Raw genomic sequence first — 22,856 nt, 5'->3', positions numbered from 1 at the left:
GATCCCGGGGACGTGATCCCGGAGGCGTGATCCCGGGCCCGTGATCCCGGGCAGGTCACGGGCGTGCCCGGGCGGGATCAGAACACCCCCGGGAGCCCCGGCCCGCCGGCCTCGCCCGTCGTCCAGTCCCAGTCCGCGATGGCGTCGCGCAGCAGCCGGGCGGCGGTGGGCAGGCGTTCGCCGAGGCGCCAGTGCAGGGTGAGGGCGCGTCGGCAGTCGGGGCTGTCGACGTCGACCCACACCAGCGGGACGCGGGTGGCGGTGCGCCGGGCGAGGGCGGGCACCAGGCCGATGCCCAGGCCCGCGCTGATCAGTTCGGCGATGGCGCCGGCCTCGTCGCCCTCGCAGACGATCCGGGGTACCAGGCCCTGGGCGGCGAACAGGCGGTCCAGCAGCCGGCGCTGCCAGTGCCCGGGGCGGGCGGCGATGAAGGGCTCGTCGGCGAGTTCCTCGACGCCCACCGAGGCGCGCCCGGCCAGCGGGTGGCCGAGCGGCACGGCCAGTCCCACCTGCTCGTCGAGGAGCCGGACGGATTCCAGCCCCTCGACGGCGATCGGCTGGGAGGCGACGGTCAGGTCGACCTCCTGGGCCCGCAGCTGCCGGGCCATCTCGGCGACGGTCAGCTGGTGCAGTTCGATCTCCACGCCGGGGTGCTCGTGTTTGAACGCCGCCAGCGGGCCGCTGAAGGCCAGGAAGGTCTCCGAGGCGAGTCGGACCGTGCCCAGTCCCTCCCCGGTCGCCTCGGCCACGGCCCGCCGGCCCGCCTCCAGTTCGCCGAGGGCGCGCTCGACGTAGCCGCGGAACAGGTGCCCGGCCTCGTTCAGCCGCAGCCGCCCGCCCCGCTCGAACAGCGGCGTGCCCAGTTCGGCCTCCAGCCGGGCCACCGAGCGGCTCAACGACGGCTGGGCGACGCGCAGTTCCGCTGCCGCCCGGCTCAGGTGCTCCAGCCGCGCCACCGCCAGGAACTGGGTGAGCGTGTGCAGGTCCACCGGTGGATCCCCCCTGAGTCGGACGCGCGTTGATCGCTCGTCTACCAGGGGATCCTACGGTCGGCGCGTTCGACACGTTCCGTACCGCTCAGAAGGATTCCCATGATCGACCCGGCCGCGCCGTCGCGCGGTGACACCCCCTGGATCGGCGACGATCCGCGCTTCGCCCGACTGCGCGCCAGCTACCGCAGGTTCGTCTTCCCGGTGACGGCGGCGTTCCTGCTCTGGTTCCTGGCGTACGTGCTCTGCTCGGCCTACGCCCGCAGCTTCATGGCGGCCGAGGTCGTCGGGAACATCAACGTGGCGCTGGTCTTCGGGCTGCTGCAGTTCGCCTCCACCTTCGGCATCGCCCTGGCCTACGGCCGGTTCGCCGCCCGGCGGTTGGACCCGCTGGCCGAGGAGCTGCGCAGGGCCGCGGCTGCTCTCCCCGGCGACGAGCACGAGCTGACGGGGAGCCGGGCATGACACAGCACCTTCCGCTCGCCGCTGCCGCCACCGCCACCGCCCCCACCGCCACCAGCACGGCGCAGGAGGCCTCGCACCAGGGCCTGACCATCGGCCTGTTCGTCGCCCTGGTGGCGGTGACCCTGGTCATCACCCTCTGGGCGCGGCGGAGCACCCGGGGCACCGGCGGCTTCTACACCGGCGGCGGCCAGTTCTCCGCGCTGCAGAACGGCATCGCGATCTCGGGCGACTACCTGTCCGCGGCGTCCTTCCTCGGTATCGCGGGGATCATCGCGCTCTCCGGGTACGACGGCTTCCTCTACTCCATCGGCTTCCTGGTGGCCTGGCTGGTCGCACTGCTGATGGTGGCCGAACTGCTGCGCAACACCGGCCGGTTCACCATGGCGGACGTGCTGGCGGCGCGGCTGCGCAGCGGGCCGATGCGGACCGCGGCCGGGGTGTCGACCATCGTGGTGTCGATCTTCTACCTGATCGCGCAGATGGTCGGCGCGGCGACGATCGTCGGCCAGCTGCTCGACGTCAAGGGCGCGGCCGCGCAGATCTGGACCATCGTCGGGGTCGGCGCCCTGATGATCGTCTACGTCGTGGTCGGCGGGATGAAGGGCACCACCTGGGTGCAGATCGTCAAGGCCGGGCTGCTGATCGCCGGCGCGGCCGTGATGACCGTGTGGGTGCTGGCGAAGTACGGCTTCGACCTCGGCCACCTGCTCGGGGACGCCGCCTCGGCGTCCAAGAAGGGCGAGGCCTTCCTCCGGCCCGGCCTCAAGTACGGGGCGACGGACGGCTGGTCGAAGCTGGACCTGGTCAGCCTCGGGGTGGCCCTGGTGCTGGGCACCGCGGCGCTGCCGCACGTGCTGGTGCGCTTCTACACCGTGCCGACCGGTCGCGACGCGCGGAAGTCGGTGAACTGGGCGATCGGCATCATCGGGGTCTTCTACCTGATGACCCTGGTGCTCGGCTTCGGCGCGGCCGCGCTGGTCGGCACGGCGACGATCAAGGCGAAGGACCCGTCCGGCAACACCGCCGCCACCCTGCTGGCCGAGCACCTCGGCGGGGGCGCCGGCACCACCGGGGGCTCGCTGATGCTGGCCTTCATCGCGGCGGTGGCCTTCGCCACCATCCTCGCGGTGGTCGCCGGGCTCACCCTGACCTCCTCGTCCTCCTTCGCCCACGACCTGTATGCCAGCGTGATCCGCAAGGGCCGGGCCACCGAACGGCAGGAACTGGTCACCGCGAAGGTCGCCGCCGTGGTGATCGGCGCGGTCGCGGTCGCCCTGTCGATCTTCGCCAGGGACCTCAACGTGGCCTTCCTGGTGGCCCTGGCCTTCGCCATCGCCGCCTCGGCCAACCTGCCGGCGATCCTGCTGACCCTGTTCTGGAAGCGCTTCACCACCTTCGGTGCCAAGTGCGGCATCTACGCGGGGCTGGTCGCCTCGATCGGTCTGGTGCTGCTCTCGCCGATCTGCTGGGGCGGCGCGAGCGGCACCGTCCCCGCCGTGAAGCTCACGGCCGCCCAGGCGAAGGACTGCGGGGTGGACGCGTCCAGCAAGCAGGTCGGCAACGCCACGGCGCTGATCTCCTGCACCACCACGGCGCCGGTGCCGTTGCAGAACCCGGGCGTCCTCTCCATCCCGATCGGCTTCGCGGCCGCCGTCCTCGGCTCGCTGGCCGGCGGTCGCCGCCGCCGGGACGAGGACGCGGACGGGCGCGGCTTCGCCGAGCTGGAGGTCCGTGCGCTCACCGGGGTGGGGAGGTAGCCGTGGCCACCGGATCCAACCTCGACGAGTTCCTCGCCGACCTCGCGCGTTACGCCGCCGCCGAGGTCCTGACCGCCCAGCTCACCGCGGACACCCTGCGCAAGTACCTGCGCGCCGGGCTCATCGTCCCCGAGGACCTGTGCGCCGGTGACACCGAGGGGTACTCCCAGCGGCTGCTGCACGCCGAACGCACCCACTCCGTGGTCGCCCTGACCTGGCTGCCCGGGCAGTCCACCCCGATCCACGACCACGTCGCCTGGTGCGTGTCGGGCGTGGTGGAAGGCGTCGAGGTGGACGAGGCCTTCCGGCTGTGGCGGCTGCCCAGGTCCGGCCGCCGGGTGCTGGCACCGTACGCCCGGACGACCTGCTCGGCCGGCCGGGTGCAGCTCCTGGTGCCGCCCGACGAGGACATCCACCGGGTGTCGAACGGCGGCACCGGGCGCGCGGTCTCGCTGCACGTCTACGGTGCGGACATCTCGCAGAACATGGGCACCTCGATCAACCGGGTGTTCGGACAGGCGGTCGTGGACCGCCCGCCGGACGGGGCCCGCCTGGTCAGCTGGCGGAGCCCGGAGGGCCTCGCTCCCTGAGCTGCGTGACCAAACCCGTCCCCGTGCGCCGGGGGCCGTCCGCTCCGGACGGTCCCCGGCGCACGCCACCCGCCACCCTGGTGCATCATGTCCGTGATCATTCGGGGGGTGCGATGGCGTTGTTCGAGCCGAAGTGTCCGGTGCGGCCGGACGAACGGGCCTGGATCGAGGAGTCGATGGCCTGGCTGGCGGCCGAGTTCGGCCGCGGGGTGCTGGACCGTGCCCCGGTGCTGCCCACGGCGGAGTTCTTCCCGGGGCCGTTCCGGGGGTCCGCCGAGGACATCCGGGGGGTGATCGCCCTGATCTGCGGCTACCTGGACGTGGCGCCCGACCGCCTGACCATCGAGATCGAGCCGGACGACGGCGAGCAGGCGATGGTCGACGGCCTGCGGCTCAACCACAGCTCCCGCTCCGCCGCCGGGCACTACCGGCGGGAGAACGGGCGCCCGGTGATCGCCGTCGCCCAGCGCCAGGCCGTCCGCCCGGTCGCCCTGGTCGCCACCGTCGCCCACGAGTTGGGCCATGTCCGGCTCCTCGACGAGCAGCGGATCTCCCGGGACCGGCGCGACCACGAACCGCTCACCGACCTGCTGACGGTGCATTTCGGCCTCGGCGTCTTCACCGCCAACTCCGCCTTCAACTTCGAGCGGAGCGAGCGCGGTTGGTCGTACTCGCGGCTCGGCTACCTGTCCGAGCGGATGCTCGGCTACGCGCTGGCCTGCTACGCCCACCGGCGCGGCGAGACCAGGCCGGACTGGGCCCGGCACCTGACCACCAACCCGCGGGCCTACCTCAAGCAGGGCCTGCGCTACCTGGCACGGAACCCGCCGAGCGTGTGACGGCGACGGGATCCGGCCGCCGGGCCCGACGAGTCGCCCGGCTGTGATTGATCGTCAGCCGCCGTACGGTGAAACCGGTTTGCCCCGCGGATCGGTCCTCCCCTCAGCATGCCCGCACCCACCGGCCCGTGCCCAGGGGGTTGCGACCGGACGGCCGGAAGTGGCGCCCGCCGGTCCCGGCGGACCCCGGCCCAGGGCGGCCCGCCGGGCCGCGCCGCAAGTACGTCGGAGCTGCGTCCAAGCTGCGTCGGCACAGGTCACGGCACGCCTCCCGGCGGTCCGGCAACCCCCTCCCGAGCACCCGCAGTTGGGGATGATTTCAAATCTCGAGCACCTGTTTCACACATCCCCCTCATCAGGCGCCCCGGATGCTCTACATTGATTTTCGTGCCGCACGATCGGGCGTGAGGGGCGACACGTGATGATCTACGGATCGGTCGTTGCGGACTGCCGGTAGTCACGTTTTCCGGCGGCGGGCTGGGGGTGTCCAATTCTCGACGCCCGAGCAGAGGTTCCGAGTGTGGAGAGCAACCGTCGACGTTTTCCCGCGCACTCCGGGAATTCGGCAGGACGCGCCAGTCCGCCGGTGCCCGGTGGGAAGTCCGAGTAGCGCCGCAATGGCGGATCCGCCATTTCCGGGGGCGCTGCCGTGCGCGGCCAGGAAAGGCGCGACACGGGAGGCAGCGCCTCCCGGGGGGAGGAATCAGGTGCGGGGGGCAGCCGCCTCCCGGGGGGAGGAACCGTGTGGAGCGAGCACGTCGAACCCACTGACGGCCTGGCGGGGGCGGGAGCAGGAGCGGTCGAGCAGAAGGAGGGGGAATTAGCCGGCGGGTTCGCGCCGGCCCGGGTGCGCCGCCCGGGGGGTGGGAAATTCAGCCGGTCGGAGAGCGACTGGGAGCAGCAGTACCGCCGTGCCGTGATCATCAGCGATACCGTGGCCACCGCCTTCGTGGTGGCGGCCATCGGCGGCTTCTTCGGGGTCCGGGACGCGGCCAACTGGCACGAGAAATGGGGAATTCTCGCCTTCGGCACCGAACTGCTGGTGCTGGGGGCGCTCGGGACGACCCGGGCGTGGGCACCGGCGGTTCTCGGCCAGGGGGCGGAGGAATTCCGCCGACTCGGCCGTTCGCTGTTCACGGCGGCCGTCGTCCTGGCACTCGGCGGGATCGCCCTCTCCTCGCACAACATCAGGCTCTGGATCTTCGTCGCGATTCCGGCGATCACGCTCGTCACCATGACGGAGCGGTACCTGCTGCGGCTGTGGCTGCACGAGCAGCGCAACCAGGGACGGTGCCTGCGCCCGGTGCTCGCCGCCGGGAGCCCGGCCACCGTGCGCGACCTGATCGCCCGGACCCGCAAGTTCCCGCACCTGGGCTGGCGGGTGGAGGCGGTCTGCACGCCGTACGCGCTGGGGCCGAACGGCGACCGGCTGGACGGCGTACCGGTGGTCGGCCGGCTGGCGGACGTCGCCAACCACGTCCGGCGGGACGGCTACCGGGTGGTCGCGATCACGCCGGACCCGCACTGGTCGCCGGACCGGCTGCAACGGCTGGCCTGGAACCTGGAGGGCGGCGACGCCGAGATGGTGGTCGCGCCGGTGCTGATGGAGGTGGCCGGACCGCGGCTGCACGTCGACGCGGTGCTCGGGATCCCGATGCTGCGGGTCAGCATGCCCACCTTCACCGGCGGGCCCCGGGCGGTCAAGGCGGTCGTCGACCGGCTGGGCGCGGCGGTGCTGCTGGTGCTGTTCTCGCCGCTGATGCTGGTGGTCGGACTGCTCGTCGCGCTGGACAGCCGCGGCGGGGTGTTCTACCGGCAGCACCGGGTCGGCAAGGACGGCCGCCAGTTCACCCTGGTCAAGTTCCGCACCATGGTGTCCGGGGCGGACCGGGCCAAGGCCGGGCTGGCCGACCGCAACGAGGGCGCCGGCCTGCTGTTCAAGCTCCGCCGGGACCCCCGGGTGACCAGGGTCGGCGGAGTGCTGCGCCGCTACTCGCTGGACGAGCTGCCGCAGCTGCTCAACGTGCTGGCCGGCTCGATGTCGCTGGTCGGCCCGCGCCCGCCGCTGCCGGAGGAGTCCGCCGCGTACGGCCCGGACATCCGGCGGCGACTGCTCGTCAAGCCCGGGCTCACCGGCCTGTGGCAGATCAGCGGGCGCAGCGACCTGCCCTGGGAGGAGGCGGTCCGGCTGGACCTGCGCTACGTGGAGGACTGGTCGCTCGCCCTGGACGCGGTGATCCTCTGGAAGACGCTGCGCGCGGTGCTCCAGGGGCAGGGGGCGTACTGATGGCCGTTGCCGTACTGATGGCCACTGCTGGGGGGCGTCGTTCCGACGACGCGCGGACGGTCGGCCGTGAGGGCCGGCCCGAGGGGAGGAACGGGTCATGAGGGTCAGCGTCCTGGGGCTCGGCTACGTGGGCTGCGTGTCGGCCGCGTGCCTGGCGAGCCTCGGTCACGAGGTGATCGGCGTGGACGTCAACCAGGTGAAGGTCGACCTGGTCAACGAGGGCAGGGCCCCGGTGGTCGAGGAGCGGATCGGCGAGCTGCTCGCCGGGGTGGTGCGCTCCGGGGCGCTGCGCGCCACCGCGGACGTCCGCGAGGCGGTCCTGGGCAGCGACGTGTCGCTGGTCTGCGTGGGCACGCCCTCGGCGGCCAACGGCAGCCTGTGCACCACCTACCTGGAGCGGGTCACCGAGCAGATCGGTGCGGCGGCGGCCGAGAAGGGCGGGCGGCACACCGTCGTGTTCCGCAGCACCATGCTCCCGGGCACCTGCCTCGACCTGCTGGTGCCGATCCTGGAGAAGCACCTCGGCGGCACCGCCGGGGTGGACGTCGGGGTCGCGGTCAACCCGGAGTTCCTGCGCGAGGGCACCAGTGTGCGGGACTTCTTCGACCCGCCGAAGACCGTGATCGGCGAGCTCGACGCGGCCAGCGGCGACGTGGTCGCGGCGCTCTACGAGGGCCTGCCCGGCGAGGTGTTCCGGGTGCCCGTCCCGGTGGCCGAGGCGATCAAGTACGCGGACAACGCCTTCCACGGCCTCAAGATCGGTTTCGCCAACGAGCTGGGCGCGGTGTGCCAGGCGCTCGGGGTGGACTCGCACCAGGTGGTCGACGTCTTCCTGGCCGACCGCAAGCTCAACATCAGCCCCGCCTACCTGCGGCCCGGCTTCGCCTTCGGCGGCTCCTGCCTGCCCAAGGACCTGCGCAGCCTGGTGCACGCCGCGCACCGGGCCGACGTCTCGGTGCCGATCCTCTCGCACGTGCTGGCCTCCAACGCCGACCACCTCCAGCGCGCGGTGGAGCTGGTCGAGCGCACCGGTAAGCGCCGGGTGGGCCTGTTCGGCCTGTCCTTCAAGCCCGGCACCGACGACCTCCGGGAGAGCCCGCTGGTCGAGCTCGCCGAGCGGCTCTTCGGCAAGGGCTACGACCTGCGGATCCACGACCCCAACGTGCACCTCTCCCGGCTGCTCGGGGCGAACCGGGAGTACATCGAGAACCGGCTGCCGCACCTCGCCCAGCTGCTGGTGCCCTCCGTCGCCGAGGTGCTGGAGCACGCCGAGGTGTGCGTGGTCGGGACCAGGGACGAGGCCGTGCTGGCGGCCCTGCCGCACGGCGACGGAGCGGTGATCGTCGACCTCATCCGCCTTCCGGACGCCGAGCGGCGCCGGACCGAGCCGGGGTACGTGGGCCTTGCCTGGTGACGCGACGTTCGATGAGGCGGTCGGCGGTGACGGGCGGGGACGCCGCGCGCTGATCCTGGTGGAGAACCTGTCGGTGCCGTTCGACCGGCGGGTGTGGCAGGAGTGCACCACCCTGCGCGACGCGGGCTGGCGGGTGGACGTGATCTGCCCGCAGGGCAGCAAGCGGGACACCGAACCGGAGGCCGTCATCGACGGGGTGCGGATCCACCGCTACCCGCTCCGGGCGGCCACCGGCGGCCCGGCCGGCTACCTGCGGGAGTACGGGTCCGCGCTGTGGCACACCGCCCGGCTGGCCCGCAAGGTCGGCCCGGTCGACGTCGTGCACGCCTGCAACCCGCCCGACCTGCTGTTCCTGCCCGCGCTGTGGCTGAAACGGCGCGGCGCGCGGTTCGTCTTCGACCAGCACGACCTGGTGCCCGAGCTGTACCTCTCCCGCTTCGACCGCGGCGAGGACCTGCTCTACCGGGGCGTGTGCGCGCTGGAGCGGATGACCTACCGGGCCGCGGACGTGGTGCTCGCCACCAACGAGAGCTACCGGGACGTCGCGCTGCGCCGCGGCGGCAAGCGGCCGGAGTCCGTCTTCGTGGTGCGCAGCGCGCCCGACACCGCCCGCTTCCGCCCGGTGCCGCCCGAGCCGGAGTTGAAGCGCGGCCGGTCCCACCTGCTCTGCTACCTGGGCGTGATGGGGCCGCAGGACGGCGTCGACTACGCCCTGCGGGCGCTGGCGAAGCTGCGCGACGAGCAGGGGCGGACCGACTGGCACGCGGTGTTCGTGGGCGGCGGTGACACCTTCGACGCGATGGTCGAGCTGTCCCGGCGGCTCGGGCTCGCCGACCGGGTGCAGTTCACCGGTCGGGTGCCGGACGCCGACCTGGCGCGCTACCTGTCCACCGCGGACATCTGCCTCTCCCCGGACCCGCGCAATCCGCTGAACGACGTGTCGACCATGAACAAGGTCCTGGAGTACATGGTGATGGGCCGCCCGATGGTCTCCTTCGACCTCCGGGAGGCCCGGGTCTCCGCCGGTGACGCCGCCGTCTACGCGCCCGCCAACGACGAGTCAGAGTTCGCCCGGCTGGTCGCGCAGCTGATGGACGACCCGGAGAAGCGGGCCTTGATGGGCAAGGTCGGCCAGGAGCGGATCAACGGGCCGCTCGCCTGGCGGAACTCCCAGCGGGCCCTGCTCGCCGCCTACGCCGCCGCCTGCGGTGACGGCGCCCCGGCGGCGGGCGGCCGGGCGGCGGGCGGCCGGGGCCGGGCGGGGAGAAGGCGGCACCGTTGAGCGAGGACACGATCCGCCTGGTCACGATCGGCCGGATCCTGCGTCGGCGGTGGCGGCTGCTCGCCGTCCTCGCCGTGGTGGGCGCGCTCGTCGGCTACGGCAGCTCACTGCTGTTCCCGCCGAGCTACACCACCTCGGCCTCGGTGCTGCTGCCGGGGGTGTGGCAGGAGCGCGAGCTGATGACCCAGGCGGAGATCGCGACCAGCTCGGTGGTGGTCGACCGGGCGGCCGCCGCGCTCAAGTGGAACGGGGTCGACGGCACCGAGCTGCGGAGCCGGGTGAGCGCCACCGCCGCGGACGGGAACATCATCAAGATCTCGGGCACCGCCGAGACCCCGGAGCGCGCCCAGCAGCTCGCCGACCAGCTGGCCAAGCAGTTCGTCGGCTTCGCCGCGCGGATGGCGGGCGACGGCACCGACCCCGAGGCGGCCCAGCCCGAGCAGCTGCGCCAGCTGGTGACCCAGACCGGCCAGCGCATCACCGACCTGGCCAACTCGGTCGGGCCGGGGCAGACCGTGGAGAGCGTGCAGGTCCGCACCGAGCTGGAGAAGCTGCGCACCGCGCTGCAGGACGCCGTCAAGAAGCTGGACCAGGTCGACCCGGCCGCCAACAAGGCCAACATGGTCGTCATGGGCTCGGCGGCCCGGCCGACCGGACAGGCACCGCCGACCCGGATCCAACTCGTCGCCGCCGGCGCGCTGGTGTTCCTCCTGCTCGGCGTGATCGGGCACCTGACGGCCGCCCGGATGAGCCGTCGGCTGCGCACCGAACCGGAGATCGCCGCGGCGCTGGGCGCCGAACTGCTCGGCACCGTCGACGTCCCCGGCGGGCGGGCCGCGCGGCGGCCGGCGGCGCGCGGCCCGCGCGGTCTGCTCCGCCGGGTGCTGGGCACCGACGTCCGATGGGACCTGCCGACCCCGCACGCCTGCGGCGACGAGGCCGGCCGGCAGCTGCGCCACCGGCGGGTGTGCGCCCGGATCCGGGAGCAACTGCCGCCCTCGCGCGGGCTGTTGGTGGTCGTCCCGGAGGGCGACGAGCCGGCCCGCCGGGCCGCCGACCAGCTGGCCGCCGAGGCGGGCGGCGATCCGCTGCTGCGGGTGGTCGGGGTGCCGGTCACCCGGCCGCTGGTGCCGGACCGCGACGAGGAGGCCGGCGCCCTGGTCGTGCTCAGCGCGGGCAGCTGGACGGCGGGGGACCTGGCCGCCCTGGCCGGGGCGTGCGCGGACGCCGAGCACGAGCTGGTCGGCGTCGTGGTGGCCGACCTGGTCCAGGACGGCCCGAAGCGCCCCGCCGGCCGCCGTACCGGCCGTGCCGAGCCGGTGCTCGCGGGCGCCGCCGCGGCGCGGTCCGAAGCCGATGACGAGACGGGGGGATGATCGGGGTGACGACGAGTACGACGGGGGAGTCGTCCACCGCCGCTCCACTGCTGGACCTCCAGTCGCTGGTGGTCGCCGTGCGCAGGCGCCGCCGCCTCTGGTGCGCCCTGGCGCTGCTCGGCCTGCTGGCCGGCGCGGCGCTGGCCGTCCTGCGGCCGCCGCCGCCCAGCGCGACGGCCGAGGTGCTGGTCGCGCACGCGGCGGACCAGCCGAACGACCCAGGAACGCTGATCCGCACCGACGCCGCCCTGCTCCGGACCACCGGGATCGCCGCCAAGGCCCTCCAGGCCCTCGGGTCCACCGAGAAGCCGGAGGACTTCATGAAGGAGTACGCGGGGGCGGGCCTGACCAACAACCTGCTGGAGATCACCGTGACCGGCCGCAGCGACGCCGAGGCCCAGGCCCGCGCCAAGGCGCTGGCCGAGGCCTTCGTCGCCGACCACGTGCAGCGGATCCAGCAGGCCGCGGACGCCGAGTCCAAGGCCCTGCTCGACCAGCGCGACCGGATGCGCCAGGAACTCGACCAGGTCAACCAGCAGATCGGCGCCGGCACCCAGCCGAACGCGGCCAAGGGCCCGGCCAACCTGGAGTCGCTCTACGCCAGCCGGGCCGAACTCACCGCCCGGATCACCGACTTCGGCCAGCGTGCCGCCGAGGCCAAGGTCGGCGCGCCCCGGCTGGTGGCCGGCACCCAGATCGTGGACGCCCCGCACCCGGTGCGGCAGTCGCTGCCGAAGACGGCCGCCACCGACGCCGGGATCGGACTCGTCCTCGGGCTGTTCCTCGGCCTCGCCGTGGCCGCCGTCAGTGCCGTGGTGGCGGACCGCCCGGTGCTGCGCCGGGACATCGCGGCCCACCTCGGCGCCTCCGTGCTCGCGGAGCTGGACCGGGTGCCGCGCCGCTCGCGCGGCCGCTGGCAGCTGCGCCGGACCAGGGTCGCCCGGGAGCGGGTCACCGCCACCCTGGCCCGCACCGTACGCGGCTGCGCCGAGCCGGTGTCGCTGCTGGAGCTGGGCTGCGCGCACAGCACCGGCGCGCTCGCCCTGGACCTCGCCGGGGCGCTGACCGAGCAGGACGGCCCCGTGGTCGTCCTCGACGGGCTGCCCGGACCGCAGCTCGCCAAGCGCACCGCGAAGCCGGGGGAGCCGACCGTGGTCCGCGGCGAACGCGCCGGGGCCGGGGCCGGGTCCGGGGCCGCGCCGCCGCCGGAACGCCGGCTCGGCGTCGGCTCGGTGGCGCCCGGCACGGCCTGGACCGACCTGCGCCACCTGGGCACCCGGACGGTGCTCGTGGTCCGGGCCGGCCACGGCAGCGCGGCCTGGCTGCACACCGTGGCCCGCCGGCTCGCCGACCAGCGCATCCAGGTGCTCGGCGTGGTGCTGATCGACCCCGACCCGCGCGACCGCACCGACGGCACCCGCTGGGAGGGCCCGACCGAGGAGCCGCCCGCCCGGGACGACCGGCCGACCCGCCCGAGACGGCTGGGCCGGCGGCGGACCGAACGACTACCGGCCTGGACCGTACGGGTCCCGGACATCGACCAGGAGGCGAGGTAGGACATGTGCGGCATCGCAGGAACGTACCGGTGGCCGGACGGGAAGGTCGTGACCGACCTGCTCACCGACACCCTCGCCCACCGCGGCCCGGACGGCGCCGGCCGGTACAGCCACTCCCTCGGCGACGGCGAGGTGCACCTGGGGCACCGCCGGCTGGCCATCGTCGACCTCTCCGGGACGGGCGCCCAGCCGATGGCCAGGGACGGCCTGGTGCTGACCTACAACGGCGAGCTGTACAACGCCCCCGAGCTGCGCGCCGAACTGGCCGCCACCGGGGTGCGCTTCCGCGGCACCTCCGACACCGAGGTGCTGCTGGAGGCCTGGCGGCGCTGGGGCACCGACTGCCTGCCCCGGCTGCGCGGCATGTTCGCCTTCGGGGTCTTCGACGAGCGGACCGGTGAGCTGGTGCTCGCCCGCGACCAGCTCGGCATCAAGCCGCTGTTCCTGCTCCGGCGCGGCGAGGGCCTGGTGTTCGCCTCCGAGCTCAAGGCGCTGGCCGCCGCCACCGGCGGCTCGCTGGAGGTGGACCACGCGGCGATGGTCGCCTCGCTGCTCTACTACTGGGTGCCGGACTCCCGGTGCGCGTACCGCGAGGCGGAGAAGCTGCCGCCGGGCAGCTGGCTGCGCTGCCGGCCCGACGGCCGGGTGGAGCGCGGCCGGTACTGGCACCTGCGGGAGGTCGCCGCCGAGGGCCGGGAGCGGGCCCGGGCCGGCGAGCTGCCGGACCTCGCCGCGATCGTCGAGGAGTCGACGCGGCGTCACCTGCTCTCCGACGTCCCGGTGGCGACCTTCCTCTCCGGCGGACTGGACTCCAGCTACCTGACCGCGCTGGCGGCGCGCGACCGCCCCGGGATCTCCGCCTACACGATCGGCTTCCGCGCCGAGGACGCCCGGTTCGAGGCGATGCCGGACGACCTGCGCTACGCCCGTCAGGTGGCGGAGCGGTTCGGCGTGGACCTGCACGAGATCGAGATCGCCCCGGACGTGCTGGACCTGCTGCCGCGGATGACGTACCACCTGGACGAGCCGATCGGCGACCCGGCCGCGATCAACACCTTCCTGATCTGCTCGGCCGCCCGGGACGCCGGGGTCAAGGTGCTGCTCTCCGGGATGGGCGCCGACGAGCTGTTCGCCGGCTACCGCAAGCACCTGGCCAACCAGCTGGCGCTGCGCTACCAGCGCGTGCCGCGGCCGCTGCGGCGCGGCCTGTCCGCCGTGGTGGACCGGCTGCCGGTGGCCACCGCCAACCGGGGGCTGCGCTCGGTGCGCTTCGCCAAGCGCTTCCTCTCCTTCGCCGACCTGCCGGAGGAGACGGCGTTCCGGCGCAGCTACACCATGTACGACCGGGCGGAACTGCTCGCCCTGGTCGACCCGGACCTCGCCGGGACGGTCCAGGACGTGCTGGACGAGCACGCCGACGTCTACCGGGACAACGACCTGGACGACTTCGTCAACCGGATGTGCCTGGGCGACGCCCGGATGTTCCTGCCGGGCCTCAACCTCGCCTACACGGACCGCTCCAGCATGGCCGCCTCGACCGAGGTGCGGGTGCCGTACGTGGACGTCGAGGTGGTCAGGGCCGCGTTCACGCTGCCCGGGGACCGCAAGATCGTCGGACGCCAGGGCAAGGCCGTGCTCAAGGAGGCGGCCGCCTCCGTGCTGCCCCGGGAGATCGTGTACCGGCCCAAGGGCCTGTTCAGCGCCCCGCTGCGGGCCTGGATGAGCCGGGACCTGGCCCCGCTGGTGCGCGAGGTGATCAACGACGGCGAGCTGGTGCGCTCCGGCTTCCTGCGCCGGGACGCGCTGGCCCGGCTGGCCGCCGAGGACGCCGCCGGACAGCAGGACTTCTCCAAGCACCTGTGGCACGTGCTGACCCTGGAGTACTGGTACCGCGGCGCGACCGCCGGCACCGCCGCCCACTGAACGGCTTCACCTCCCGCTGAACAGCAGCATCCACTGAACAGCACCGCCCATTGAACGGCTCAGCGCTCATCGAACGGCCAGAGAAGCAAGGGGACTTCCGGTGAAACAGGTTGTGCAGAACTACAAGAGCGGCGAACTGGCGGTGCTCGACGTGCCGGTGCCGGGGTGCAAGCCGGGCGGCGTGCTGGTGCGCAGCGCCTTCTCGCTGATCTCCACCGGGACCGAGCTGATGAAGGTGTCCGAGGCCGGGATGTCGATGGTGGGCAAGGCCCGCTCGCGCCCCGACCAGGTGGCCAAGGTCATGCAGAGTGTCGCGACCAACGGCCTGCCCGCCACCTACCGCAAGGTGATGGGCAAGCTGGACTCCTACACGCCGCTGGGCTACTCGCTGTGCGGGGTGGTGGAACAGGTCGGCGCCGGGGTCGACGACGTGAAGGTCGGCGACCTGGTGGCCTGCGCGGGCAACGAGCACGCGCTGCACGCCGAGCTGAACTGGGTGCCGAAGAACCTCTACACCCCGGTGCCGGACGGCCTCGCGCCGCAGCACGCCGCCTTCGGCACCGTCGGGTCGATCGCCCTCCAGGGCGTGCGCCAGGGCGAGCCGCAGCTCGGCGAGGTGGCGCTGGTGATCGGCCTGGGGCTGATCGGGCAGCTGGTGGTGCAGCTGCTGACCGCCGCGGGCGTCCGGGTGGTCGGGGCCGACCCCGACCCGGTGCGCTGCGAACTCGCCGAGCGGCTGGGCGCGGTGGCCTGCGGCGACCCGGGCTCCGCGGCGGTGGAGACCGCCGTCGCGGAGCTGACCGACGGCCACGGCGTGGACCAGGTGTACCTGGCGGCCGGCGGCGGCAGCAACCAACCCGTCGAGCTGGCCGCGCAGTTGAGCCGGGACCGCGGCCGGGTGGTGGACATCGGCAAGTGCCGCCTCGACCTGCCGTGGAACGCCTACTACGAGAAGGAGCTGGACGTCCGGTTCTCCCGCTCGTACGGCCCCGGGCGCTACGACCCGGAGTACGAACTGGCGGGCCGGGACTACCCGATCGGCTATGTGCGCTGGACCGAGCGCCGCAACCTGGCCTGCTTCCTCGACCTCGCCGCCCGCGGCCGGGTGGACGTGGCGCCGCTGGTCTCCCACATCGCCGACTTCGACGACGCGGTGGAGACCTACCGGCGGTTGCAGGACGGCGAGTTGAAGGCCGTGGCGGTGCTGTTCCGCTACCCGGGCGCCGAGGGCGAGCGGGTGGTGGAGGCCCCGACCTTGGCCGTACCCGAGGTGCGCCGCCCCGGCCGGGCTGCCGCTCCGGCCCGGCCTGCCGCTCCGGTGCGGCCCGCCGGGACGCCGGTGCGGCTGGCGTTCGTCGGCGCGGGCAACTACGCGACGTCGATGCTGCTGCCGCACCTGGCCCGGCGCGAGGGGGTCGCGCTGTCCACCGCCGTCACCACCACGGCGCTGTCCGCCGCCAACGCCCAGCGGAAGTTCGGCTTCGACCGGGCGACCACCGACCTGGACGCCGTGCTCGGCGACGACTCGATCGACGCGGTCTTCGTGGTCACCCGGCACAGCTCGCACGCCGCCCTGACCGAGCGGGCGCTGCTGGCCGGCAAGCCGGTGTTCGTGGAGAAGCCGCTGGCGCTCACCGAGGGCGAACTGGCGGGCGTGCTCGCCGCCGTGGAGGAGTCCGGCAACGACCGCCTCCAGGTCGGCTTCAACCGCCGGTTCGCGCCGCTGCTGCGCGAGGCCAAGCAGCGCTTCGGCACCCGCAGCGGCCCGGCCAGCCTGCGCTACCTGGTCAACGCAGGGCGGCTCCAGCACGGCAGCTGGTACCTCCAACAGGACACCGAGGGTTCGCGGTTCGCGGGCGAGGGCGGGCACTTCATCGACACGGCGAGCTGGCTGCTGGGCGCCGACCCGGTGTCGGTGTACGCCGTCGCCCCGGCCGGCAACCAGGACCTGCAGATCGTGCTGGGCTACCCGGACGGCTCCACCGCCACCCTCAGCTACGTCACCACCGGGGCGCCAGGCTTCCCCAAGGAGACGCTGGACCTGGTCGCGGACGGCAAGGTGCTCGAGCTCGACGACTTCGTCCGCGCCTCGGTGCATTTCAGCGGCGCAGCCGGCCGTAAGCGCTGGGTCAGCTCCCGGCTGCCGAAGGCCCGGGACAAGGGCCAGTCCGCCGAACTGGCCTCGTTCATCAGGGCGGTGCGGACCGGCGGGCCGATGCCGGTGCCGCTGGAGTCGCTGGTCGCCACCACGGCGGCCACCCTCGCCGTCCAGGCCGCCCTGACCGGCGGCGCGCCGGTGACCTTGGCGGGGCCGAAGTGACCATGAGCCCGGGCTGGTACCTGCGCCGGCTGTCCCGGATGGGGCCGCAGGAGGTCGTCGGCCGGGCCGGCGACGTGCTGCGCCGACGGCGGTGGCGTTCCGCGCCGCCGAGCGCCCCGGCCGTCACCGGCGCCCGGTTCACCGCCGTACTGCCCGCCGGGGCGCTCGCCGCCGTCCCGGCGGACGCCGCCAAGCGGCTGGTCGCCGCGGCCGACCGGCTGATGGACGGGCACGCCGAGTTCTTCGGGGTGGCGCGCGAGGACCTGGCCGCCCCGGACTGGTGGCTCGACCCGAAGACCGGCCGCCGGGCCCCGGACGGCTACGCCTTCGACCTGCCCTACCGGGACGAGGACGCGGTCGGCGACATCAAGCAGATCTGGGAGCCCTCCCGGCACCAGCACCTGACGGTGCTCGCCGCCGCCTACGCGCTGACCCGCAACGAGCGCTACGCCGAGCGGGCGGCCGAGCAGCTGCGGTCCTGGTGGCAGGCCAACCCGCCGCTGCGCGGCGTGCACTGGATCAGCGGCATCGAGCTGGGCATCCGGCTGCTGTCCTGGGTGTGGGTCCGCCGGCTGCTCGACGGCTGGCCCGGCGCGGCCGGGCTGTTCGAGGGCAACCCGGTGGCGCTGGAACAGATCTGGTACCACCAGCACTGGCTGGCCGCCTTCCCCAGTCGGGGCTCCTCGGCGAACAACCACGTGATCGCCGAGGACGCCGGGCGGTTCGCGGCGGCCTGCGCCTTCGACTGGTTCCCCGCCTCCGAGCGCTGGCGCGCGGATGCGCTGCGCTCGCTGGAGCGGCAGCTGCGCGCCAACACCTTCCCCTCCGGTCTCAACCGCGAACTGGCCACCGAGTACCACGGACTGGTGCTGGAGCTCGGCCTGGCCGCACTGGCCGAGGCGGACGCGGCCGCCGTGCCCGTGCCCCGGACCGTCCGGCTGGTGCTGCTGCGGATGACCGACGCGCTCGCGGCCGTGGTGGACGAGCGGCTGCGCCCGCCCCGCCAGGGGGACGCCGACGACGGGCACGGCCTGGTCCTGGACGGCGCGGGCACCGACCGCTGGGGCTCGCTGCTGGCCACCGGGGAGGCCGTGTTCGGCCGGCTCGCCTGGTGGCCGGCGGTGACCGGCACCGATGTGCGCACTCCGCTGCTGGCCGCACTGCTGCGGCCGTACGGCCAGGACGGCACGGTGGCCCGCCCGGCGGCGCGGCCGGTGCACTTCCCGGACGCGGGCATGACGGTGCTGCGAGGTGCGGCGCCGGGCAACCCGGGGGAGATCTGGTGCCGCTGCGACGGCGGCCCGCACGGCTTCCTGTCCATCGCCGCGCACGGCCATGCCGACGCGCTGTCCGTGGAGGTCCGCTACGAGGGGGTCGACGTGCTCGCCGACCCGGGGACGTACTGCTACCACGGGCAGCCCGAGTGGCGGCGCTACTTCCGCTCGACGCTGGGCCACAACACCCTGGAGCTGGGCGGCGCCGACCAGTCGGTGTCCGGCGGCCCCTTCCTGTGGACCAGGCACGCCCGCACCCGGGTCCTGGTCGCGGACACCTCCGACCCGGCGGTGGCCCGCTGGTGCGCCGAGCACGACGGCTACCGGGACGCGGTGCACCGCCGCCGGGTGGAGCTGACGGCCGCCACCGGGGAGCTGCGGGTGGTCGACCAGGTGCGCGGCCCGGCGCGGGCCGTGCGCCTGGCGTTCCACCTCGGCCCGGCGGTCAGCGCCGAACTGACCGGCCACCGGGCCGTGCTGACCTGGACCAGGGACGGCCAGGACCGGTCCGCGGTGCTCGACCTGCCCGGGGAGCTGACCTGGCGGGCGCACCGCGGCGAGAGCGCGCCGCCGCTGGGCTGGTACTCGGCCGGCTTCGGCCGCAAGGAGCCCGCCACCACGCTGATCGGCACCGGAACCGCCGACGGCGAGCGGGAGTTCACCAGCGTCCTCGGGTTCCGGGGCTAGCGGGAGGAGGGGACGGTGGGGATCACCAGGTGGCGCCGGGCGGCGTCGGCCGCGTCGGTGCTGGCGCTGGCCCTGCTGGCGGCGGCCGGCTGCACCAGCACCTCGGACGCCCCGGCGGAGCCGACCGCCCCGCCGTCCCCGGCAAAGCCGGTGGCCCAGGTGTGCGACCACCCGGAGGCCGGGCCGGCCACCGCCCCGGCCGGCGCGGTGACGGTCGACCCCGCGGTGGTCGGCGACCTGGCCGCGAAGACCAAGGCCAGCCCGCCGAACACCACGTTCTGGCTCGGGCCGGGAACGCACAGCCTCGAAGCGGACCGCTACGCCCAGGTCGTCCCCAAGGACGGCGACAGCTACCTCGGCGCGCCCGGCGCGGTGCTCGACGGCCACGGGACCAACCAGTACGCCTTCGGCGGCGGCGCCGGGAACGTCACCATCCGCTACCTGACCGTGCAGGGCTTCGTCGCCCCGCAGAACGAGGGCGTGGTCAACCACGACTCGGCCGACGGCTGGGTGATCGAGCACGCGACGATCCAGCGCAACTCCGGCGCCGGGCTGATGGCCGGCGCCCACCAGAAGGTCCGCGCCAGCTGCCTGCGCGGCAACGGGCAGTACGGCATGAACGCCTACAAGTCCGGCGCCCCGCTCGGCGACCTGCTGGTCGAGGGCAACGAGATCACCGGCAACGACACCGACCAGTGGGAGAAGCGCCAGCCCGGCTGCGGCTGTACCGGGGGCGTCAAGTTCTGGGCCGTCAACGGCGCCGACGTGCTCGGCAACTGGGTGCACGACAACCGCGGCACGGGCCTGTGGGCGGACACGAACAACAACGACTTCCGGATCGAGGGCAACCTGCTGGAGTCCAACGACGGCGCCGCGCTGATCTACGAGACCAGCTACAACGCCGTCATCCGCGACAACACCGTCCGGCGCAACAACTGGGTGGACGGCCGCCGCTCCGCCGACCGCGGCGACAGCTTCCCGTTCGCCACCCTCTACCTGTCCGAGTCCGGCGGCGAACCGCGGATCAAGGCCCGCACCGACAGGATCGAGATCGACCGGAACGTCCTGGAGGACAACTGGTCCGGCATCACCCTGTGGGAGAACGCCGACCGGTTCTGCAACAGCCCGGCCAACACCTCCTCCGGCGCCTGCACCCTGCTGGTCCAGGACACCGCCCGCTGCGCCCGGCCGGGCATCGCCACCGCACCGCTCTACGACGACTGCCGCTGGAAGACCCAGCGCGTCGACATCCACGACAACCGCTTCACGCTGGACCCGTCGGTGGTCGGCTGCACCTCGACCTGCGGCCGGATGGCGGTGCTGGCCAACTACGGCACCTTCCCGGACTGGTCGCCGTACCAGGGCGAACCGGTGGCCGACGCCGTCACCGGCAGGCAGCAGAACCGCTGGCACGACAACACCTACGTCGGACCGTGGAGCTTCGTCGCCCACGACCCGAGCCGCACCCTCGACTTCGAGCAGTGGCAGGGCGCGCCGTACCAGCAGGACCAGGGCAGCACCCTCAGGCCCGGGGCCGGTGGTTGAGATGGCCGCAACCGTGACCCGTGCCCGCGCCCAGGGCCTCACCCGGGACGGCCGCCCGGCCGGCCCGCCGAGGACCGTCGAGCTGATCTGGGGCCTGCTGGTCCTCAACACCCTCGGCTCCGCCGGGGCGCAGACGATCATCCCGCTGCCCCGCTCGCTGATCCAGATGGCCACCATGGGCGCCCTGGTCTCCGCGTTCGCGCTGGCCCTGCTGCTCAACCTGCGGCTGCGGATCCGGCCCAGCGCCTTCCTGTTCCTGCTCACCCTGCTGCTGGTGCTGAGCGTGATCTCCAGCGCCAACCTGCACGCCGGGTACGGCGCGCTGTTCCGCTGCTTCCGGCTGACGCTGTTCGTCGCCACCCTGTGGCTGCTCAGCCGCTGGTGGGACGGCAGCCAGAGCTTCGTCCGGTTCCACATCCGGATGTACTTCGTGGTGCTGGTCTCGGTGGCCGCGGGCCTGGTCGCCTCACCGGGCGCGGCCTTCCCCGACGTCTACGGCGGGCGGCTGGTCGGCGCGCTGTGGCCGCTCACCCCGCCGCAGATCGGGCAGTACGCGGCGGTGATCATCGGGCTCACCGTGCTGCTCCTGCTGGACCGCCGCACCACCCGGGCGAGCGCGGCGACGATCATCGTGCCCTCGCTCGTCCTGCTCGCGCTGACCCACACCCGCACCGCCACCATCGGACTGATCGCCGGGCTGCTGCTGGCGATCGGCTCGCTGCTGCTGACCAGCGCCGCCGCCCGCCGGCTGTTCGGCTGGGCGGTGCTGCTCGCCACCGTGGTCGGGGTGGGGCTGAACTCACTCCTCCAGGCCTGGTTCCTGCGCGGCCAGAGCCAGGAGAACTTCTCCAACCTCACCGGCCGGGCCAAGGTCTGGGACGCCCTGCTGGCGGCGCCCCGGACCACCGTCGAGCAGGTCTTCGGCACGGGGCTGGGCGACAAGTCCTTCGGCGGGCTGCCGATCGACAACAGCTGGCTGGCCGTCTACAACGAACAGGGCCTGGCCGGGGTCGCCGTGGTGGCCGCGGTCCTGGTCGTGCTGGGCGGCGTCGCGCTGCTGCGGCCGCCCTCGCTCGCCCGGGCCGGCGCGATCTTCCTGATCGGCTACTGCGCGATCGCCTCGTACACCGAGGCCGGGCTGGGCGATGCCTCGCCGTACCTGCTGCACCTGACCGTGGCCGCCTCGCTGCTGGCGGCGCCCGCCGAGCCCGCCGCCCTGCCGTCGCCCGCCGCCCTGCCGACCCCTGCTGCTCCCCGGCGGCGCACCGCGCCTCGGGCCCGGCGAACGGAGCTCACCTGACATGCGCGTCCTCGTGGTGCACAACCGCTACGCCTCGGCGCAGCCGAGCGGGGAGAACAAGGTCGTCGACCAGGAGGTGGGCCTGCTGCGGGAGGCCGGCCACCGGGTCGAGCTGTTCGAGCGGCGCAGCGACGACATCGCCCGCCGCTCGCTGCCGGGCAAGGTCGCGGTGCCGCTGCTGGTGCCGTGGAACCCGGCGGTGCGTGCGGAGTTGGCCGCCCGGCTGCGGGCCGAGCGGCCGGACGTGGTGCACGTCCACAACGTCTTCCCGCTGCTGTCGCCCGCGGTGCTGGCGGCCTGCGCGGACGCGGGCGTGCCCGCCGTCGCGACGCTGCACAACTACACCCAGGTCTGCCCGCCGGGCACCCTCCAGCGGGACGGCCGGCCGTGCACCGAGTGCGTCGGCGGCTCGCCGCTGCCCGCCGTGCGGCACGGCTGCTACCGGGGCTCCCGGCTGGCGACGGTGCCGCTGGCGGTCGGTCTGGTGGTCAACCGGCGGCGCTGGTGGACGGGGGTGGAGCGGTTCTTCTGCATCTCCGCGGCGCAGCGCGAGGTCCTGGTGCGGTCCGGGCTGCCGGCCGAACGGCTGGCGGTGAAGCACAACTTCGTACCGGAGCCGGGCAGAGTCCGCACCGGCGCGGGGGAGCACCTGCTCTACCTGGGCCGGCTCGCGGAGGCCAAGGGCGTGCGGCTGCTGATGGCCGCCTGGGACCGGCTCGCCGCCGAGGGCGGGGTCGGGGTGCCGCTGGTGATCGCGGGCGCCGGGCCGCTGGAGGCGCAGGTGCGGGCCTGGGCGGCGGGCCGGGCGGACGTGCGCTGCGTCGGCCTGTACGACCAGGCGCAGTGCCGGGAGGCCGTCGCCCGGGCGGTCGCCGTGGTGGCGCCCTCGACCTGGCTGGAGGCCTTCGGGCTGGTGGTGGTGGAGGCGATGGCGGCCGGGGTGCCGGCCGTCGCCGCCGGTCACGGCGCCTTCGTCGAACTCGTCGAGGACGGGGTGACCGGGCTGCTGCACCGGCCGGGCGAGGCGGCCTCGCTCGCGGCCTGCCTGCGCCGGATCACGGCCGATCCGGCGGTCAACCGGGAGCTGGGCCGGGCCGCCCGGCGCCGGTACGAGCAGGGGTTCAGCCCGGCCGTCGGGCTGGACCGCCTGGTGGAGGGGTACCGGGGGGGGGGGGGGGGGCGGGCCGGGGGGGGGGGGGGGGGGGGGGGGGGGGGGGGGGGGAGAAAGGGGGGGGGGGGAGGAGAAGGAACT

General features: G+C 74.0%; 16 protein-coding genes. 15 read left to right on the top strand and 1 reads right to left on the bottom strand.

Translation table 11 applies throughout. The features are described 5' to 3' along the window. Positions 1-77: 77 nt before the first annotated feature. Positions 78-989 carry a LysR family transcriptional regulator gene (locus ACZ4W5_RS24965; RefSeq protein WP_465656997.1) on the bottom strand — a complete coding sequence of 304 codons (912 nt, stop codon included), beginning with the start codon at positions 987-989 and terminating at the stop codon, positions 78-80. 102 nt (positions 990-1,091) lie between these two features. On the opposite strand from ACZ4W5_RS24965, the gene ACZ4W5_RS24960 reads away from it, so the two are divergent. The 15 genes from ACZ4W5_RS24960 to ACZ4W5_RS24890 form a co-directional block, all read left to right on the top strand. After that, positions 1,092-1,454 carry a DUF485 domain-containing protein gene (locus ACZ4W5_RS24960; protein ID WP_465656995.1) on the top strand — a complete coding sequence of 121 codons (363 nt, stop codon included), beginning with the start codon at positions 1,092-1,094 and terminating at the stop codon, positions 1,452-1,454. Further along, positions 1,451-3,211, top strand: a complete 1,761-nt coding sequence (locus ACZ4W5_RS24955; protein ID WP_465656993.1) for a solute symporter family protein — start codon at positions 1,451-1,453, stop codon at positions 3,209-3,211. The genes ACZ4W5_RS24960 and ACZ4W5_RS24955 overlap by 4 nt, the downstream gene beginning before the upstream one ends. A 2-nt stretch (positions 3,212-3,213) precedes the next feature. Beyond that, positions 3,214-3,801: a cysteine dioxygenase family protein gene (locus ACZ4W5_RS24950; RefSeq protein ID WP_465656991.1), complete on the top strand. Its 588-nt coding sequence runs from the start codon at positions 3,214-3,216 to the stop codon at positions 3,799-3,801. 113 nt (positions 3,802-3,914) lie between these two features. Then, positions 3,915-4,640 carry a hypothetical protein gene (locus tag ACZ4W5_RS24945; protein ID WP_465656990.1) on the top strand — a complete coding sequence of 242 codons (726 nt, stop codon included), beginning with the start codon at positions 3,915-3,917 and terminating at the stop codon, positions 4,638-4,640. Between the two features lie 847 nt (positions 4,641-5,487). Beyond that, positions 5,488-6,927: a sugar transferase gene (locus ACZ4W5_RS24940; RefSeq protein ID WP_465656989.1), complete on the top strand. Its 1,440-nt coding sequence runs from the start codon at positions 5,488-5,490 to the stop codon at positions 6,925-6,927. A 97-nt stretch (positions 6,928-7,024) separates the two neighbouring features. After that, positions 7,025-8,341: a nucleotide sugar dehydrogenase gene (locus ACZ4W5_RS24935; RefSeq protein WP_360232481.1), complete on the top strand. Its 1,317-nt coding sequence runs from the start codon at positions 7,025-7,027 to the stop codon at positions 8,339-8,341. Then, entirely contained in the window at positions 8,331-9,623 is a 1,293-nt protein-coding gene (locus ACZ4W5_RS24930; RefSeq protein ID WP_465656987.1) for a glycosyltransferase family 4 protein, read from the top strand. The genes ACZ4W5_RS24935 and ACZ4W5_RS24930 overlap by 11 nt, the downstream gene beginning before the upstream one ends. Further along, positions 9,620-10,999 (top strand): Wzz/FepE/Etk N-terminal domain-containing protein, encoded by a 1,380-nt coding sequence (locus ACZ4W5_RS24925; RefSeq protein ID WP_465656985.1) that lies wholly within the window; start codon positions 9,620-9,622, stop codon positions 10,997-10,999. The genes ACZ4W5_RS24930 and ACZ4W5_RS24925 overlap by 4 nt, the downstream gene beginning before the upstream one ends. Before the next feature lie 5 nt (positions 11,000-11,004). Further along, the gene (locus tag ACZ4W5_RS24920) at positions 11,005-12,555 is read left to right on the top strand and encodes a Wzz/FepE/Etk N-terminal domain-containing protein (RefSeq protein ID WP_465656983.1); all 1,551 of its coding nucleotides are present in this window, start codon (positions 11,005-11,007) and stop codon (positions 12,553-12,555) included. 3 nt (positions 12,556-12,558) lie between these two features. Continuing rightward, the gene (gene asnB / locus ACZ4W5_RS24915; RefSeq protein WP_465656982.1) at positions 12,559-14,478 is read left to right on the top strand and encodes an asparagine synthase (glutamine-hydrolyzing); all 1,920 of its coding nucleotides are present in this window, start codon (positions 12,559-12,561) and stop codon (positions 14,476-14,478) included. A gap of 100 nt (positions 14,479-14,578) precedes the next feature. Further along, a complete protein-coding gene (locus ACZ4W5_RS24910; RefSeq protein WP_465656980.1) occupies positions 14,579-16,798 on the top strand; it encodes a bi-domain-containing oxidoreductase in 2,220 nt (739 codons plus the stop codon). A 2-nt stretch (positions 16,799-16,800) separates the two neighbouring features. Then, the gene (locus ACZ4W5_RS24905; RefSeq protein ID WP_465657019.1) at positions 16,801-18,759 is read left to right on the top strand and encodes a heparinase II/III family protein; all 1,959 of its coding nucleotides are present in this window, start codon (positions 16,801-16,803) and stop codon (positions 18,757-18,759) included. A 15-nt stretch (positions 18,760-18,774) separates the two neighbouring features. Further along, complete coding sequence (locus ACZ4W5_RS24900) at positions 18,775-20,304, top strand: right-handed parallel beta-helix repeat-containing protein (protein WP_465656979.1); 1,530 nt, start codon at positions 18,775-18,777, stop codon at positions 20,302-20,304. Position 20,305: 1 nt separating this feature from the next. Then, positions 20,306-21,604, top strand: coding sequence for an O-antigen ligase domain-containing protein (locus ACZ4W5_RS24895; RefSeq protein WP_465656978.1), 1,299 nt, complete (start codon positions 20,306-20,308; stop codon positions 21,602-21,604). 1 nt (position 21,605) lies between these two features. Continuing rightward, a partial coding sequence (locus ACZ4W5_RS24890) for a glycosyltransferase (RefSeq protein WP_465656976.1) occupies positions 21,606-22,856 on the top strand: 1,251 nt, incomplete at its 3' end.

This window comes from Kitasatospora sp. NPDC029367 (genome assembly GCF_055569135.1).
This window is presented reverse-complemented; position numbering and strand designations above follow the sequence as displayed.

What these genes read in the sequence shown, in the direction of transcription:
- ACZ4W5_RS24960 (WP_465656995.1), top strand. Translation starts at nt 1,092, where the DNA reads ATGATCGACCCGGCCGCGCCGTCGCGCGGTGACACCCCCTGGATCGGC.
- ACZ4W5_RS24955 (WP_465656993.1), top strand. Translation starts at nt 1,451, where the DNA reads ATGACACAGCACCTTCCGCTCGCCGCTGCCGCCACCGCCACCGCCCCC.
- ACZ4W5_RS24945 (WP_465656990.1), top strand. Translation starts at nt 3,915, where the DNA reads ATGGCGTTGTTCGAGCCGAAGTGTCCGGTGCGGCCGGACGAACGGGCC.
- ACZ4W5_RS24935 (WP_360232481.1), top strand. Translation starts at nt 7,025, where the DNA reads ATGAGGGTCAGCGTCCTGGGGCTCGGCTACGTGGGCTGCGTGTCGGCC.
- asnB (WP_465656982.1), top strand. Translation starts at nt 12,559, where the DNA reads ATGTGCGGCATCGCAGGAACGTACCGGTGGCCGGACGGGAAGGTCGTG.
- ACZ4W5_RS24905 (WP_465657019.1), top strand. Translation starts at nt 16,801, where the DNA reads ATGAGCCCGGGCTGGTACCTGCGCCGGCTGTCCCGGATGGGGCCGCAG.
- ACZ4W5_RS24895 (WP_465656978.1), top strand. Translation starts at nt 20,306, where the DNA reads ATGGCCGCAACCGTGACCCGTGCCCGCGCCCAGGGCCTCACCCGGGAC.